General features: G+C 33.6%; 16 protein-coding genes. 13 read left to right on the top strand and 3 right to left on the bottom strand.

Translation table 11 applies throughout. The features are described 5' to 3' along the window. The first annotated feature begins 889 nt into the window (after positions 1-889). From thrS to rplT, 4 genes are all read left to right on the top strand, one after another. Complete coding sequence (gene thrS / locus ACNQGD_RS08075) at positions 890-2,836, top strand: threonine--tRNA ligase (protein WP_417998944.1); 1,947 nt, start codon at positions 890-892, stop codon at positions 2,834-2,836. A 16-nt stretch (positions 2,837-2,852) separates the two neighbouring features. Further along, complete coding sequence (gene infC / locus ACNQGD_RS08080; protein WP_416843209.1) at positions 2,853-3,410, top strand: translation initiation factor IF-3; 558 nt, start codon at positions 2,853-2,855, stop codon at positions 3,408-3,410. 115 nt (positions 3,411-3,525) lie between these two features. Then, entirely contained in the window at positions 3,526-3,723 is a 198-nt protein-coding gene (rpmI, locus tag ACNQGD_RS08085; RefSeq protein WP_022827375.1) for a 50S ribosomal protein L35, read from the top strand. Between the two features lie 172 nt (positions 3,724-3,895). After that, positions 3,896-4,240: a 50S ribosomal protein L20 gene (rplT, locus tag ACNQGD_RS08090; RefSeq protein WP_091205336.1), complete on the top strand. Its 345-nt coding sequence runs from the start codon at positions 3,896-3,898 to the stop codon at positions 4,238-4,240. Positions 4,241-4,306: 66 nt separating this feature from the next. Here the strand turns inward: rplT and ACNQGD_RS08095 are convergent, their stop codons facing one another. Continuing rightward, positions 4,307-4,744, bottom strand: a complete 438-nt coding sequence (locus ACNQGD_RS08095) for a hypothetical protein (protein WP_417998945.1) — start codon at positions 4,742-4,744, stop codon at positions 4,307-4,309. A gap of 340 nt (positions 4,745-5,084) precedes the next feature. On the opposite strand from ACNQGD_RS08095, the gene ACNQGD_RS08100 reads away from it, so the two are divergent. The 8 genes from ACNQGD_RS08100 to ACNQGD_RS08135 all read left to right on the top strand — a co-directional run bounded on the left by ACNQGD_RS08100 (position 5,085) and on the right by ACNQGD_RS08135 (position 12,154). Further along, entirely contained in the window at positions 5,085-5,261 is a 177-nt protein-coding gene (locus ACNQGD_RS08100) for a hypothetical protein (RefSeq protein WP_417998946.1), read from the top strand. A gap of 81 nt (positions 5,262-5,342) precedes the next feature. Beyond that, entirely contained in the window at positions 5,343-7,067 is a 1,725-nt protein-coding gene (locus tag ACNQGD_RS08105; protein ID WP_417998947.1) for a tetratricopeptide repeat-containing sensor histidine kinase, read from the top strand. A gap of 176 nt (positions 7,068-7,243) precedes the next feature. Continuing rightward, complete coding sequence (locus tag ACNQGD_RS08110; protein WP_417998948.1) at positions 7,244-8,962, top strand: tetratricopeptide repeat-containing sensor histidine kinase; 1,719 nt, start codon at positions 7,244-7,246, stop codon at positions 8,960-8,962. Between the two features lie 11 nt (positions 8,963-8,973). After that, positions 8,974-9,642 carry a DNA-binding transcriptional response regulator gene (locus tag ACNQGD_RS08115; RefSeq protein WP_417998949.1) on the top strand — a complete coding sequence of 223 codons (669 nt, stop codon included), beginning with the start codon at positions 8,974-8,976 and terminating at the stop codon, positions 9,640-9,642. Between the two features lie 194 nt (positions 9,643-9,836). Further along, positions 9,837-10,124 carry a hypothetical protein gene (locus ACNQGD_RS08120; protein WP_417993960.1) on the top strand — a complete coding sequence of 96 codons (288 nt, stop codon included), beginning with the start codon at positions 9,837-9,839 and terminating at the stop codon, positions 10,122-10,124. A 176-nt stretch (positions 10,125-10,300) separates the two neighbouring features. Next, on the top strand, positions 10,301-10,594 hold the full coding sequence (locus tag ACNQGD_RS08125) for a hypothetical protein (RefSeq protein ID WP_417998950.1): 294 nt from the start codon (positions 10,301-10,303) through the stop codon (positions 10,592-10,594). A 37-nt stretch (positions 10,595-10,631) separates the two neighbouring features. Continuing rightward, positions 10,632-10,895: a hypothetical protein gene (locus ACNQGD_RS08130; RefSeq protein WP_417998951.1), complete on the top strand. Its 264-nt coding sequence runs from the start codon at positions 10,632-10,634 to the stop codon at positions 10,893-10,895. Positions 10,896-11,353: 458 nt separating this feature from the next. Further along, positions 11,354-12,154, top strand: coding sequence for an endonuclease/exonuclease/phosphatase family protein (locus ACNQGD_RS08135; protein WP_417998952.1), 801 nt, complete (start codon positions 11,354-11,356; stop codon positions 12,152-12,154). 228 nt (positions 12,155-12,382) lie between these two features. On the opposite strand, the gene ACNQGD_RS08140 is transcribed toward ACNQGD_RS08135, so the two are convergent. After that, positions 12,383-13,225 carry an isoaspartyl peptidase/L-asparaginase gene (locus ACNQGD_RS08140; RefSeq protein WP_417998953.1) on the bottom strand — a complete coding sequence of 281 codons (843 nt, stop codon included), beginning with the start codon at positions 13,223-13,225 and terminating at the stop codon, positions 12,383-12,385. A gap of 69 nt (positions 13,226-13,294) precedes the next feature. Beyond that, the gene (locus ACNQGD_RS08145; protein ID WP_417996663.1) at positions 13,295-14,167 is read right to left on the bottom strand and encodes a cyanophycinase; all 873 of its coding nucleotides are present in this window, start codon (positions 14,165-14,167) and stop codon (positions 13,295-13,297) included. 263 nt (positions 14,168-14,430) lie between these two features. On the opposite strand from ACNQGD_RS08145, the gene cphA reads away from it, so the two are divergent. Next, positions 14,431-17,055 carry a cyanophycin synthetase gene (gene cphA / locus ACNQGD_RS08150; protein ID WP_417998954.1) on the top strand — a complete coding sequence of 875 codons (2,625 nt, stop codon included), beginning with the start codon at positions 14,431-14,433 and terminating at the stop codon, positions 17,053-17,055. Positions 17,056-17,065: the final 10 nt, after the last annotated feature.

The raw sequence follows: 17,065 nt of genomic DNA on the forward strand, positions 1-17,065 counted from the left end.
CTCTTATTCTTTTGTCTTAAGATCTCTCTTAAAACGGCTGTCAATTCAATATGTCTAGGAACGTGTTCTTACTTGTTTCTCGTCTCAATTAACACTACTTAAAGTGTTTCTCGAAGCGGGTGCAAAAGTACAACCTCTTTTTTCAACTGGCAAGAAAATTTTGAAGTTTTTTTAGAAATATTTCTACCTCATTTTCTTCTCGTTTTATAACCAATCTGTCAAAGAACTTTGCTTGTTTTGCGGGGTGCAAATGTAACATCCGTTTTCTAATCTCACAAGCTTTTTTAAATCTTTTTTAGAAAATAAATTTTCCCTCTCGATCTAATTAACTTGCCAGTATTTTAAAGAACTTCTGCGCCATTGCGGGTGCAAAACTAGCACCTTTATTCAGTTATTCAAGCTTTTTAAAGCTTTTTTTTGACGTTTTCTTAACCTAATCTTTAACTCGCTGGAAACATGGTTTTTGAAACGGAACTATTTTTCCTCTCCCCGGCCCTCTCCGAAGGAGAGGGTGACGAAATGGATAAAAATATGGTTGTCATTATATATTCAGGTAATGAATACTACATGTATGTGAAAGCTACAGTCCTATATATAAGGTAGCATAATGGATACTAATGAGTGAGATTTCTACTTTGACTAAATCATAAAGTAGATAAAACAGACACCGTAGCCCCGATAGCAGTGAAAATCCTTTTCTCTCGTTTCTTTTACGAGAGAAAAGATTGAAAGGAATAGCGGGAAATAGCTCCTAAATAGAAACATTCGTTCTATACCTATATATAAGGAGTGTTGATTTAGTTTTTACACCTATATAGTAACAAACCTTACATATATATTGTATGTATTTTTGTAATGGTCTATATTTGCATTCTTAAAATAATATACAATGATTAAGATTACTTTGCCCGACGGGTCAGTTAAAGAGTTTGCTCCAGGGGTTACTCCTATGGATGTTGCTAAAAGCATTAGTGAAGGATTTGCCAGAAATGTGATTTCGGCCTCTTTTGATGGTACAACTGTGGAAACCACAACTCCTTTGACAACGGACGGCAGTCTTATATTATATACTTGGAATGACGCTGATGGAAAGAAAGCTTTTTGGCATTCGACTTCACACGTGATGGCACAGGTGCTTGAGGAATTGTACCCAGGAATAAAATTAACTCTTGGGCCAGCTATATCTAATGGGTTTTATTATGATGTAGATTTCGAAGACCAGAAAATCACTGATGCTGACTTTAAAAAAATCGAGGATCGTGTTCTTGAAATATCTAGAGGAAAGCATGAATTCAAATTACGTCCCGTTTCTAAAGCTGAAGCGCTAGAATTATATAAGGACAATGTTTATAAAACTGAATTGATCACCAATCTTGAAGACGGAACAATTACGTTTTGCGATCATGATACGTTTACTGATTTATGTCGTGGTGGCCATATTCCGAATACTGGAATAATCAAAGCGATGAAAATCATGAGTGTTGCCGGTGCCTACTGGCGTGGTGACGAGAAAAACAAACAGTTGACCCGTGTTTACGGAACTTCGTTTCCTAAACAAAAAGACTTAACCGAATACCTAGAATTACTGGAAGAAGCGAAACGACGTGACCATAGAAAGCTAGGAAAGGAATTGGAGTTATTTGCTTTTTCGCAAAAAGTAGGTGCAGGATTGCCATTGTGGTTGCCCAAAGGCGCTGCTTTGAGAGATCGTTTAGAACAGTTTTTGAAAAAAGCACAGAAAAAAGGTGGCTACGAGCAAGTGATTACGCCACACATTGGTCAGAAAGAATTATATGTTACTTCAGGGCATTATGCAAAATATGGCGCTGATAGTTTTCAGCCTATTAGTACTCCAGCCGAAGGAGAAGAGTTTTTATTGAAACCAATGAACTGTCCTCATCACTGTGAAATTTACAATGTACGTCCGTGGTCATACAAAGATTTACCGAAGCGTTATGCTGAATTTGGTACCGTTTATAGATACGAACAAAGTGGCGAATTACACGGTTTAACTCGTGTAAGAGGATTTACTCAAGATGACGCGCATATTTTTTGTACTCCGGAACAACTAGACGAAGAGTTTAAGAAAGTAATTGACTTGGTACTGTATGTATTTGGTTCATTAGGATTTGAAAACTTTACTGCCCAGATTTCTTTGAGAGATAAAGAGAATAGAGATAAGTATATAGGTAGCGATGAAAATTGGGAAAAAGCGGAAAATGCGATTATCAATGCTGCTGCTGACAAAGGTTTAAATACTGTTGTAGAATATGGAGAAGCGGCTTTCTATGGTCCAAAACTGGATTTCATGGTAAAAGATGCTTTGGGAAGACAATGGCAATTAGGGACAATTCAGGTGGACTACAATCTACCGGAACGTTTTGATTTGACTTACAAAGGATCTGACAACGAATTACACAGACCCGTGATGATTCACAGAGCTCCTTTTGGATCAATGGAACGGTTTATCGCTATTTTACTAGAACATACTGCAGGAAATTTCCCGCTTTGGCTGATGCCCGAACAAGCTATAATCTTGTCTTTGAGTGAGAAATATGAAATATATGCGAAAAAAGTTTTAGATTTGCTAGAAAATCACGAAATTCGCGCCCTTGTAGACAATAGAAACGAGACAATTGGCAAGAAAATTAGGGATGCCGAAATGCAGAAAACCCCGTTTATGTTGATTGTAGGCGAGGAAGAAGAGAAGAATGGTACTATTTCAATCCGTCGTCATGGACAGGAAGGAAAAGGAAATATCAGCGTTACAATAGAAGAATTTGTTGCTATTGTAAACGAAGAGATCAATAAAACATTAAAAGTATTTACAGTTTAACTTAAATTATAAAGTCATAGCAATAAGAAGCAACAGAGGTTACCAACCTCGCGTAGAAAAAAAAGATGCCCACAGAATAAATAGTCTTATTCGTGGTGTACAAGAAGTAAGACTTGTAGGAGAGAACATTGAGCCCGGAGTTTTTAAACTTTCGGAGGCTCTAAGATTAGCGGACCAATTTGAATTGGATCTTGTTGAGATTTCTCCTAATGCAGAACCACCGGTGTGCAAAATCATGGATTACAAGAAATTTGTTTACGAACAAAAGAAACGTGATAAAGTCTTAAAAGCGAAATCTACACAAGTTGTTGTGAAAGAAATCCGTTTTGGCCCACAGACCGATGAGCATGATTATGAGTTTAAGAGAAAGAACGCGGAAAAATTCTTGAAAGAAGGAGCGAAATTGAAAGCGTTTGTTTTCTTTAAAGGACGTTCGATTATCTATAAAGATCAAGGTCAAATCCTATTGTTGAGATTAGCGACAGATCTTGAAGAGTTTGGTAAAGTGGAAGCGATGCCAGTTCTGGAAGGAAAGAGAATGATTATGTTCATTGCTCCGAAGAAGAAAAAATAAGTCTTAAAGTCGAAAGTCATAAAGTCGAAAGTCATAAGCTGACTTTTAAACTTTTGCCTTTTAAACATTAAACTAAAAATAAGTAAGTAAGAATAAATTAAAACACTAGGAAAAAATGCCTAAAATGAAAACCAAATCTAGCGCCAAGAAACGTTTTAAAGTTACTGGTTCTGGAAAGATTAAAAGAAAGCATGCTTTTAAAAGTCACATCTTGACTAAAAAATCTAAAAAACGTAAATTAGCATTGACACACTCTGCGCTAGTTCACAAAACAGATATGAAAAGCATCAAACAACAATTAAGAATTATATAGTCAAGTCTTAAAGTTGTAAAGTCAAAGGTCTTAAAGACTTTCGACATTCAACATTAAAAACTTTTGACTAAATAATCTTTAGGTTAAAACAATTTAAAATAACCTTGGAGTATGGCTTTTAAGTTCTCTTGATTTAATTCGGGGCGCCTGCTACAAAAAAAACAATAAAATTATGCCAAGAGCGGTAAATTCAGTTGCTAAAAGAGCAAGAAGAAAAAAAATAATGAAGCAAGCCAAAGGTTTCTTTGGTAGACGTAAAAACGTTTGGACAGTTGCTAAGAACGCGGTGGAGAAAGCAATGTGCTACGCTTACCGTGACAGAAAAGTGAACAAAAGAAATTTCCGTGCATTATGGATTCAACGTATCAACGCTGGAGCTAGATTGGAAGGAATGTCTTATTCACAATTCATGGGTAAAGTAAAAGCTAACGGAATCGAATTGAACCGTAAAGTTCTTGCAGATTTAGCGATGAATCACCCTGAAGCTTTCAAAGCAGTACTTAATAAAGTAAAATAAACGTTTTATCAACTCAATTTAGATTACTTACTTATATAGAACCTCAATCGAAAGATTGGGGTTCTTTTATTTTAAAACCATTCGTTTTTCCATATTGTCCTTTTTTATAATGTACTTAGTTATGGATTTTAAGGGCTTTCCAGTTTCTGGGTGAAATCCGGGAATATTAAAAAGCTCTATCGCTCCATCACGTTTACAATACCAAACTAATGACTTATGATTCTTAAAGAAGCTTAACTTCCTATTTGAATCCAATTTATTCAACTTCATGATGTTTTGATCAATAGGAACAATCCACTCTAATTGACCGATTCCTAATTTATCATTGGCACAATCTACAACTATATAATGATTTCCCTCCCACTGCATGCATTCCTTTTTTGGAAATAAAAATCCTTTTACAGTATATCCCATAAAAAACAAGGATAGTACTACTGCACAAAATACCGCAGTCTCTTTACCAATCTTCACATCATTTCCTGTTAAAACGACTTTTTTAATCAATTTCCTTAAAGGAAAATTCTCATCAGCCACTTCCTCTTTCTCTAAACGGAATTACAGGAATTCCGGTATTATTATTCCACAAAAACAGCATTACTTTGCTCCAGAATTAGTTCCTGTTTTGAATTGCAGTAAAAACAAATGTAAAATCTAGTTCTAATAAAAGGGTTGTTAAACAGTATGGTACGTTTATTTGGGAAGTATAAATCATACCATTCTGTTTCAACACACTTCACTTCCCAAAAGGCAAAAGAACAAAGTTTTTAATGGCTCGCCTTCGCAGGCAAAGATTAGATTTCAATATCGGACAGTCCAATCTATGTTTAATTTTTAATTCCAAAAAATGAAAAGAATAATTATTATTACAACTAGTGCAGTTTGGGGTTTATTATTTGTGTCGTGTACGAATGATAATGAAGAAGTGGGAGAACGTTTCGGGAAACAAAAGAATTCTATACCATTAACAACGATTGACAGTTTGTCAACAGAGCTTGCCCTAGATATGAAACCGCTCCAATAAAACCACCTCCTAAAAAATAATCAGAGTATCAAAACATAATTTATTAACGATAAATCACTAAATTCGGGAAAAGTAATCTTTATGTTGCGTTCCCCGATTTTAATATTTCTATTCTCAATTTTTGTCTATTCTTGTCAAAATGATTTAAAAAATGAATCTGTCTCCAATAAAGAAAATAGCATTAATAAAAATGCCGTTCAGGCAGGCAAATTATTAGATACCGGCGATCAGTTCTTTGCCACTCAAAAATTTGATAGTGCTTTTCATTACCATAACCGTTCAAAAATACTCTATGAATTAGAAAAAGATAGTGCATCAGTAAGCTATAATTTAATTCAAATGGCACATAGCCAACAAACTTCTGGTGATTATCTTGGAAGTGAAAAAAATTTAATTGAAGCCTTATCCTTTACACAGCTAAACGCAACTTATAAATCAGCAGCATACAACCTTCTTGGTATTTCTTCAAAAGAACTTTTCAATTATGAAGATGCTTTGTATTATTACAGTAAAGCCATAACATTTACGAATGATTCGATAGGAAGAATTTCTTTAGAAAATAATATTGCCACAGTTTATATCAAAATGAAAAAATATGATTCTTCAATTAGAATACTGGAATCCATTTTGAAATCATCTGTTTTAAATACAATGAGTACAAGAAAAGCAAGAGTTCTAGACAATCTAGGCTACTGTTATTTTAAAACAAAACGCAATTCAGAAGGATTTAAATTAATGACAAAATCACTCTCCCTTAGAGAAAATTATAAAGATTTTTATGGAAGTATTGAAAGCCATTTACATCTAGCAGAATATTACCAAGGAATAAATTCTCATCATGCTAAGAAACACGCCAAAGAGGCTTACATAACAGCCACAAAACTCAACAGTATTGATGAGAGATTGAGGTCATTGTCCTTTTTAATATCAAATACTCTCGAAAAAAGCTCCAATAACTATGCTTCGGACTATATCCACCTTAATGATAGTATCACAAAAGTACGTAATAACGCTAGAGACCGGTTTATAAAAATCAAATACGATAGTGATCAAAATAGAGAAGAGAATCAAAATCTAAAAACACAAAAGGCAGAAAATGCACTTCTGTTAGAACAACAAAAAAACAGAAATCTATTATTATCCTTAGCAGTTGGAATTATAATTATGTCAAGTGTTTTTGTATATAGTTTTCAACTAGCCCAGAACAAAAGAGAAAAAATAAAAACATCTTACAATACCGAAATTAGAATTGCTAAGAAACTTCATGATGAATTGGCAAATGATGTATATCATACAATGGCTTTTGCAGAAACTCAAGATTTATCTACCAGCCAGAATAAAGAAATATTACTTACTAATCTGGATACTATTTATTCCCGAACACGAAACATATCCCGAGAAAACAGCACTATAGAAACAGGGCCATTATTTGTGTCGCATTTGAAAGAAATGATGTCTGGATTCATTATTGATACGGTAAACGTCTTGACTAATGGAATGGATTCTATTGATTGGTTAACAATAGAAAGTAACAAAAAAATTATCGTTTATCGTGTCCTTCAAGAATTACTGGTCAACATGAAAAAGCACAGTCAATGCAGTTTAGTTGTACTGACATTCAAAAAGAACGGCAACAAATTACAGATAGATTATACCGATAACGGGATTGGTGCAACATTAAAACAATTAAATTCAAAAAATGGACTTCAAAATATAGAAAACCGCATTCAAGCTATAAAAGGAACGATTACTTTTGACACTAAATTAGATAAAGGGTTTAGGGTGCATTTTATTTTTCCAATGTAATTCTAATTCACATGTTTCAGCAAGCTTTAAGTCCTACAGTAAAAACAATACAAGTAGTTAAAACACTAACAATAATTTAACTGATGCATAGGAACGAAAGCTTTTCTTATGCAACCATACTCTAAATTGCTTAGGCGATAGTTTCAATATTTTAATTAATTTATTATTTTCGGAAAATGATTCTAAAAAAGTTGCACACCATAGTTTATTCTTTGTCATTGTTATTCTTTTTAATACTCCACTCCTGTGAAAAAAAGACGCTAAACAATCCCCAGAAAAAAGACAATACAGCTGAAATTGATCGATTAATTGATCTAGGAGACAAATATTTTGAAAAATCAGAATATGATAGTTCCTATTATTATTTCAACAAAGCTAAATCAGCCTGTGATGAAAAAAAAGATGTTTCTAAAATAATCTATTCGATATCTAATTTAGCTACTATCCAACAAAACCAAGGAGACTATTCTGGCAGTGAAACTACAGCGATGGAGGCGATTCCTTTTTTAGAAAAAACTACGAATCCCAAATATAAATGGAATATTTATACAATATTAGGTAATAATTATTTATTTGCATACAATTATGAAAATGCTCTTTACTATTACAATAAAGCATTAAATTTAAAAACCGATGAACTCCGAAAATCAGATATAAAAAACAATATCGCCTTAACATATATGGAAATGGGAAATCATAGGCGTGCTATACAAATTCTATATCCATTAACTTTCAAAAAAGAAGTTTTAAACAATTCCGAATCATTTTCCAGAATAATTGATAATCTAGGTTATTCCTATTTTAAACTAGGAAATCCAATAGCAGTTGATTTTTTGAATCAATCTTTAAAAATAAAAACACAAGAAAAGGATGACTGGGGACTAATTTCAAGTTATTACAATCTTTCTGAGTATCATAAAAAAAACGATCTCAATTTGGGAAATAATTATGCCTTACTTGCCTATGAAAAAGCTACACAACTTAACAGCGTTGACTCAAGGTTGAATTGTCTAAAGTTACTAATACAAAACAGTCCAGGAAATAAGTCCAAAGAATATTCTTTGAAATACCTCCATATTAATGACAGTATTACTAAAGTGAGACAAAAGGCTAAGAATCAATTTGCTAAAATTAAATACGACTCCAAGAAAGAAAAAGAGGAAAATCTGAAACTAAAAGCCCAAAAAATACTTGAATCAGAACATCAAAAAAAGAGAAATTTGATATTATATTTAGTTGTGGGAATAATTACTGCAATAAGTATTTCTATAACCAACATATTATTAGCCAGAAATAGAAGAGAAAAGATTAAAGCTGCTTACAATACCGAAATTCGGATTTCTAAAAAACTTCACGATGAATTAGCTAACGATGTCTATCACACTATGGCTTTTGCAGAAACTCAAGATTTATCCACAAAACAGAATAAAGAAATATTGATTTCCAATCTAGACACCATTTATTCAAGGACACGAAACATATCCCGAGAGAATAATGCTATGGAAACTGGTCCTCTATTTATATCTGATTTGAAAGAAATGATGTCCGGTTTTACTACCCCAGAAGTAAATGTGATAACCAACGGAATGGATTCAATCAATTGGATAGCACTAGATAGTAACAAAAAAATTATCATTTATCGTGTTATACAAGAATTGCTGGTCAACATGAAAAAACACAGCAAATGCAGTTTAGTTGTTCTAACTTTTAAAAAAACAGGAAACAAATTACAAATTGAATACACTGATAATGGTGTCGGAGCAACATTAGAACAATTAAATTTAAAAAATGGCCTTCAAAATGTGGAAAACCGTATTCAGGCCATAAAAGGAATAATTACTTTTGACACTAAATCAGATAAAGGATTTAAAGTGCAATTTATTATTCCAATATAATACTCGATTCTATGTTCCAAAAAGTTTTAGTAGCCGAAGATTTAGACAGTATCAGTATAGCCGTTATTCAAGCACTAGAGGAAATTTCTATCTTGGAAATTCACCATGCCAAATACTGTGATGATGCTTTTTTAAAAATAAAAAAAGCACTACATGACAATCATCCCTATGACTTATTAATTAGTGATTTATCATTTAAACCAGACCATAGAGAGAATAGGCTGAACTCAGGGGAAGAACTAATTGAAGCAGTAAAAAAAGTACAACCTGATATCAAGGCAATAGTATTCTCTATAGAAGATAAATCTTTTAGAATAAAATCACTTTTCAATAACTTGGGAATTAATGCTTATGTATCTAAAGGAAGAGATAGCATTCCTGAGCTAAAGAAAGCAATTCAACGCATTTATAATAATGAAGAAATCAAGCCATCAGCTGAAATATCTCATGCTTTAAGAGACAAATCACTTTTTGAAATTGAATCCTATGACATTTCACTTTTAAAATCATTATCTAAAGGTTTAACACTTGAGGAGATTTCCTCGGAATTTAAAAATTCGGGAATAATTCCCAATGGCAACAGCAGTCTCGAAAAACGTATCAACAGATTAAAAGTATACTTCAAAGCCACCAATAATGTACATCTTATTGCCATTACCAAAGATTTAGGCTTAGTATAAGCTGAAAATTTTTCTCTCCAATAAAAAAACGATGCAATAATAGATAGTATCCGTTATATAAAATCAACAATTTAAAGTCTTAGTAATTGATTATTATTTTTATTTATAAAATAATAACCTCTTTTACGGTTTCCCGTAAAGAAATGGTTTCTAAAGACATTAGGTTTGGCTAATAAAACTTTAAATCATACAAAATGGCAGATTTCACGAGAGAAGACTTAGCATTTACTGGATATTCGCAAACAATCAATGCCAAAGATCATACTAAAACTATCGATGTCCTTGATAGGATTTATATTGATAAAACAGAAGAGTTTGAAGTAATTCATTTCTGCAATCAGTTTCTAAAGAAATATAAAGTTCCTCAAACCAAAGCAAGTTTTCAAAAAGCTGAAGGATTTTTACAGCATCCCTCTTTGGAAAATGAAATATATCGAACTCAATTATTCGACTGGATTGCAAGCAATTGGATAAAACTGTAATCATTATTTATTTCAATATACTAATTTGAGAATGTTTTACAAGCTACGAAAGCCCACATCCCATTTGGTATTTATTTATTTTAATGGTTTACGGTTTCCCGTAAAGGAATCTCTTTTATCAAACTTACTGTTGAGGAGGTAAAAATCTAAGTCCTTTTTAAAAAATAATTGAGGTCATGAAGAAAAACGAAACTATATCTGCTCTGAAGGTCCCAGAAAAAAAAGAGGAACTAATGCCCGACAAATGGGACGAAAAACTCAATGACTATGCTAATTACGTCAAAGAGTATCTCCTACATTATAAAAAATCTCTTAAAGGCAATACCGTTTCATTATCAAAATACCCCTATTTAAAAGTAAAATCTGACAGCATAAGCAAAAAACTGAATAAAGGAATAAAGAAAGCACTATTAACAAAAAAACAACGTGCAAAGGTTTTTAAAATTAGAGAAAAAATAGTGAAAAAATAGTGAAAGCATGTTGTAACTAATATATTATTTAAAATAAATGAAAAAAATTATAGTTGTAGGACTCTTGTTAATGATAGCATTATTCTCTTATACTTCAAAAAGACAACCAAAAAAACAAAGGGATATACCAAATAAATATGAGGTAAATGAAAAACAACTAATGATCAATAGAAACAATCATGATGAATCAATAGAAATCACAAAAGATATTTCGGAGAAACAGCGTCCAGTGAACCATTTTTTGGGACAACGAAAAGGAAAAGTTATCTACCCAAAAAACCATACTACTGTTCTTGAATAAAACAGTTTTTATTTTTCATACAAAATGAGGGGAACAGTAAAACACTATTTTTTAAGCACATAGTTTTACACAAATAAAGACTAAACCAATGAAATCAGTACTTATTTTAAAATCTAATTTATTATTTACAGCTCATATTACCATAATTATTTTCGGTTCTATGTGCATCATTTATTTAGTGTATAAAATTTGGAAAAGAAGATAATAATAAAGGGAAAATTTTTATCCTGTTTAGGTTAAAAAAGGAAGAATTCTTAACTGCCAAATTCAAAAGCAGAAAACTCCACAGTATAAATTTAAGAGTTATTTCACCAGTCTACAGTCAAATCAAATTTAGATAAAAACGAATAAAGAGAAAATAGACTAAATTCATAATTAAGTAGAAGTCCCTACAATTCTTCACCGATAATTTCCGTTATTGTGTAACTAAATAACTTTAAAACTCAATCTCCCACAAATTGAAACTCCAATTTTCCCTGATTCTGCTTATTTCTTGCCTTGGCTTTTCGCAAACCAGACTCCTTTCTTGGAACATCGAAAATCTGGGTAAATCGAAATCCGATGCAACTATAAACTATATCGCAAATACACTTCGTGATTATGACATCATTGCCATTCAAGAGGTTGTAGCTGGTTATGGCGGTGCTCAAGCAGTAGCCCGATTAGCAAGTGAACTCAATCGCAAAGGAGCTAAATGGGATTATGTAATTAGCGACCCAACCAGCAGCAGTGCATACAAAACAGAACGCTATGCCTTTATTTGGAAAACCAACAAATTAAAAAAGATTGGAAGGGCTTGGCTCGAAAAAAAATACCACCTAGAGATTGACAGAGAGCCCTATTTTTGCACGTTTCAATATGAAAACAAACAATTTACTGTCGTTAATTTTCATGCAATTACTAAAAAGAAACAACCTGAAACCGAAATAAAATACTTTAAGTTTTTACCCGAGGAATACCCTAGCTTGAATTTAATATTTACTGGTGATTTCAATTGTCCGCAATCACATACTGTATTCATTCCTTTGAAAAAAATGGGGTATCAATCTATTTTAGTCAATCAGAAAACTTCTTTGAAACAAGCCTGTAAAAATGGAAAATGTCTAGCGTCAGAATTTGACAATATGTATTACAAAACTTCAAAAATCAGTTCTATAAATTCGGGAATAATTTCTTTTCATAAAAACTTTAATTCATTAAAAGAAGCCCGAAAAATATCCGATCATATTCCTATTTGGTTTGAATTTTATTTAAATTAAATAAAACAAATAGCACACAGATTAAACGGATTCATACGAATTAAAAAAAAAATATTTGTCGTTTAATAGCTCAAAATAATAACTGTAGTACTTTCATATAGTATAATTAAAAAACCTGGTGAAAATTCATGGAATCTGTATCTAAATAACCCATATTAACACAAAAAGATTAATGGGGTCATAAATCAGCATAAATCTGTTCAATCCGTTTCATCCGTGTCCAATAAATTAATCGAAAACTTCAAAATTATCTCCATCAAAACTGGCAAAAACCATACTGGGATGCGAATCCTGATGAAACATATTTCCTTGATTATCGATAGCAATTGCACCCGCAAAACCATCATAAGGTTTTAATTCCTTAAACGTTTTAGTAAAGGCGTCTTGTAATGTGAACCCATCTGTAACACGAGTTACGATTTTGGCTGCTGTCGCATTACTCACAATGTCCTCACCTACCCCTGTCAAACTCACACCACAAAATGCATTGGCATAATTCCCTGCTACAGTGGCCGAATCAGATATGCGTCCCGGAATTTCAAAACCTTTTCCCCCTGTTGAAGTTGCTACAGCAATTTTTCCGTTTGTATCTAAAGCCACACAACCCACAGTGCCAGTTCCTAAGGATTTTAGCTTAGCTTCATATTCCGCTCGGCGTTGTGGAATCTCAGTAGAAAAAAATTCAAAACCGTTTTCTCTTGCAAAATTAGTTGCTTCACTTCCTCCAAGGACTCTGTCGTCATATTGCATTAATATTTGAGCAACCTGAACTGGGTTTTTAACATCTTCAATATTGATAACGCCACTCATCTTCTGGGTTTCTCCATCCATAATTGCGACGCTCATTCTAATTTTTCCGTCACTTTGTATTTGGGAACCAATCCCTGCATTAAACAATTCATCATCTTCCAAGAGTGAAACTGCATAAACAACGGTTTCTAATGCTGAATGTGTTTTTAAAAATGAATAGGAATCTTTTACAATTCGTTCCAGCGCATTTTGCTTGGCAACTTTTGTTTCGTGATTGGTCGATGATTCCGAGAAAAAACCACCGTGTATAATTAATTTCATATTATGGGTGTTTGGTATTGGGTAATGCATATTTGGACTAAAGCCTAAAACCAATACCCAAAACTTGAATTATAAGTAATGTGAAGATTCTATGTGCATCAAATGCGTTTCTAGATTATAGGTGTCAAATTTACTCATGACATGTGTCACTAAATGTGAAATTGATATCGGCTGTCCTAATTCAACTTTCGTCAAATTGGTGTCTTTTATTTCCCGACCATCAACCAAAATAACCAATCCGGATCCAATGGCTTCCATTTGGACATTATTGGTAATCAACAACCCCGTATCTTCACCAAGTCCTATTCCCAGCACTCTAGGATTACCAACAACCGCTTGAAAAAGCCGTCCAATTCTACCACGTTGTACAAAATGAGTATCGATTATAACACCGTCTATTAAACCTAATCCACTAGAAATTTTCACTTCCCCTTTTAATAAAGCTTCAGAGCTACTCCCTTGATAAATCATATTATTAGAAGCTGCGGCAGCTCCTGCAGAAGTTCCGGCATAAATAAATTCTTCATTATGGTATTTATCCAATAATATGTCATGAAACGGTGTTCCACCAAGAATGGACGTCAATCGCAATTGATCCCCTCCAGTAAACATAACGATATCGGCAGCTTTTAATCGAGCTAAAACGGTTTCATCGGCAGCTTGTTCGCGCCTTTCTATAATAAGTATATCTACATTTTTGGCATTCAAATACTCAAATGCTTTAACATATTCTGGACCAATTTCTTTTGGAATTACGGAGGCAGTTGTAATAACTTCTATTCGGGAATTTTCTTTGTGTTTTGATTCGTCTAATATCCTTTTTAAAATCCCAGTTTCAAAAAAATTTAAATTGCTAGTTGCATTTTTATCTAAATCGGTTTCAGTAAAACTTCCTTTATCGACCGCACCTCCTATTATTATTAGTTTTCCTAGTATATTCATTTTGTAAAAATAACCAAAAAGATAAAAAAAGCCATTGAACTATCTCTTTTTTTTAAATTATAACAACCTCAATAAGTATTGTTTATTTTTAAGGCAATAAATTTTGATTCCTATTTTTAAAAAACTACTTTAGTTAAATTATATACTTTTTTTAAAAAACTATCTAAAATACCTGTCTTTTTTTCAAAGTTAGAATCTATCAAATTTAAAATCAATTCATTACATATCCATTTTTCAGTTCAAAAAATAACATTCCCGTTTTTATGAAAATAATTAAAGTTCAAGCCCTTCGTGGACCTAATATTTGGAGTATCCAAAGAAAAAAATTAATCCAAATGCGATTGGATTTGGAGGAAATGGAACAATTTCCAACTAATAAAATTGAAGGATTTAAAGAACGCATTGAAGCCATGTTTCCTACTATGATTGAGCATCGTTGTTCAGAAGGCTGTCGTGGTGGTTTTTTTTCCAGAGTGGAACGCGGTACTTGGATGGGACATGTAATTGAACATATTGCACTAGAAATTCAATCTTTGGCGGGAATGGAAACCGGCTTTGGAAGAACTAGAGAAACCAAAACTCCTGGAACTTATAATGTAGTCTTTAGTTATACCGAAGAAAATGTGGGGCTTTTTGCAGCAGAATCGTCTGTTGCCATTGCAGAAGCGTTAATTGCAGGAACAGACTATGACTTGAATGCCGACTTACAGAAAATGCGTGAAATACGAGAGCGTGTTCGTCTAGGACCTAGTACTGGAAGTATTGTAGAAGAAGCCGTTTCCAGAAATATTCCTTGGATACGATTAGGAACAAATTCTTTGGTTCAACTAGGATACGGAATCAATCAAATGCGTTTTCAGGCAACAATCACCTGCAAAACAAGCAGCATTGCAGTGGACATTGCCTGTAATAAAGAACTTACTAAAAAAATGTTGGATATGGCATCCATTCCTGTTGCCAGTGGAAGCATTTGTGTAGACGAAGACGACTTGGCTGAGACCATAAAAAAAATTGGCTATCCAATCGTATTAAAACCATTGGATGGAAATCATGGAAAAGGAGCTTCAATCAATGTAACTAATTGGGAAGATGCAGTTTCAGGCTTGGCTTTCGCCAAAGAATACAGCAAACGAATCATTGTAGAGAAATTTATTACCGGATTCGACTTTAGAATATTGGTGATTGATAATAAATTAGTTGCTGCTGCCAAACGAGTTCCTGCTCACGTAATAGGAAATGGAACTGACACTCTTCAGCAATTAATTGAAACCACAAATCTGGATCCAAGAAGAGGTTATGGTCATGAAAATGTACTGACACAAATAGATGTTGATAGAGATACCGAAGATTTATTGGAAAAACTAGGCTACACATTAGAAACCATTCCGAGAATTGGTGAAATTGTATTCCTAAAATCTACCGCAAACTTAAGTACTGGCGGAACTTCTGTAGATGTTACCGATATGTTGCACCCTGAAAATATATTTCTTGCCGAAAGAATTTCAAGAGTAATAGGACTTGATGTGTGTGGTGTTGATATTATGGCCGAGAATTTAACGCAACCCTTGAAGGAAAATGGCGGCGTAATTCTGGAAGTCAATGCGGCTCCTGGATTTAGAATGCACCTTGCTCCTTCAGAAGGATTGCCAAGAAACGTTGCCTCGCCAGTAATTGATATGTTATACCCACCGGGAAAATCCTGTCGCATTCCTATAATTGCTGTTACAGGAACCAATGGAAAAACGACCACTACCCGACTTTTGGCACACATTGTAAAAAATAATGGATTCAAAGTGGGATTCACCACATCAGATGGGATTTATATTCAAAACCATATGATGGAAAAAGGCGATACTACAGGACCTATCAGTGCTGAATACGTTTTGAGAGATCCAACGGTGGAATTTGCCGTTTTAGAAACTGCCAGAGGCGGAATCCTGCGCTCCGGTTTGGGCTTTAGTCTTTGTGATATTGGAATTATTACTAATATACAGGAAGATCATTTGGGTTTAAGTGACATTCACACGTTAGATGATTTGGCTAGAGTAAAAGCGACCGTTGTCAAAAGTATCAAGAAAAATGGCTGGGCGGTTTTAAACGGAGACGATGAACATTGTGTAAAAATAGGCCAAGATTTGAATTGTAATGTCGCTTATTTTAGTTTAAGCGAAGACAGTGCCTTCATCAAAAAACTTTGTGCCGAAGGCAAAACGGTAGCCGTATATGAAAACGGATACATTACCATTAAAAAAGGAGAATGGAAAATACGGATTGAACGCGCCACTCACGTTCCGTTAACATTAGGCGGTAAAGCAAAATTCATGATTGCCAATGTACTGGCGGCAACATTAGCCAGCTATTTATGGGGATTTAAAACCGAAGATATCAGCTTGTCGTTACAAACTTTTATTCCTAGTGCCGCACAAACTCCGGGTCGTATGAATATTTTTGAGTTCAAAAAATTCAAAGTACTGATTGATTTTGCCCACAATGCTTCCGGATATAAAGGAGTTGAAGAGTATTTACAAAGTGTTGAGGCTACAAAAAAAATAGGAATTATTGCCGGTGTGGGTGACAGACGTGATGAGGACATTCGAGAATGTGCAAATATAGCCGCCCGAATGTTTGACCATATTATCATTCGCCAAGAAAAATACCTAAGAGGAAGAACCGAAGATGAAATCATTAATTTAATCCTTGACGGTATAAAAACATCCGGTAAAACAGTAACCTATGAAATTATCCCTAAGGAAACTGAAGCCATAAAACACGCCATAAATTGTGCCGAAGAAGGAAGTTTCATCACCGCATTAAGTGATGTAGTGACTAATGCCATTGATATTGTACAAGAATATTTAGACAAAGAAAACGAACACGGAATCGTGTAATTTTTTCAGG

The sequence above is a fragment of the Flavobacterium glucosi genome, assembly GCF_048286535.1.
GTDB lineage: Bacteria > Bacteroidota > Bacteroidia > Flavobacteriales > Flavobacteriaceae > Flavobacterium.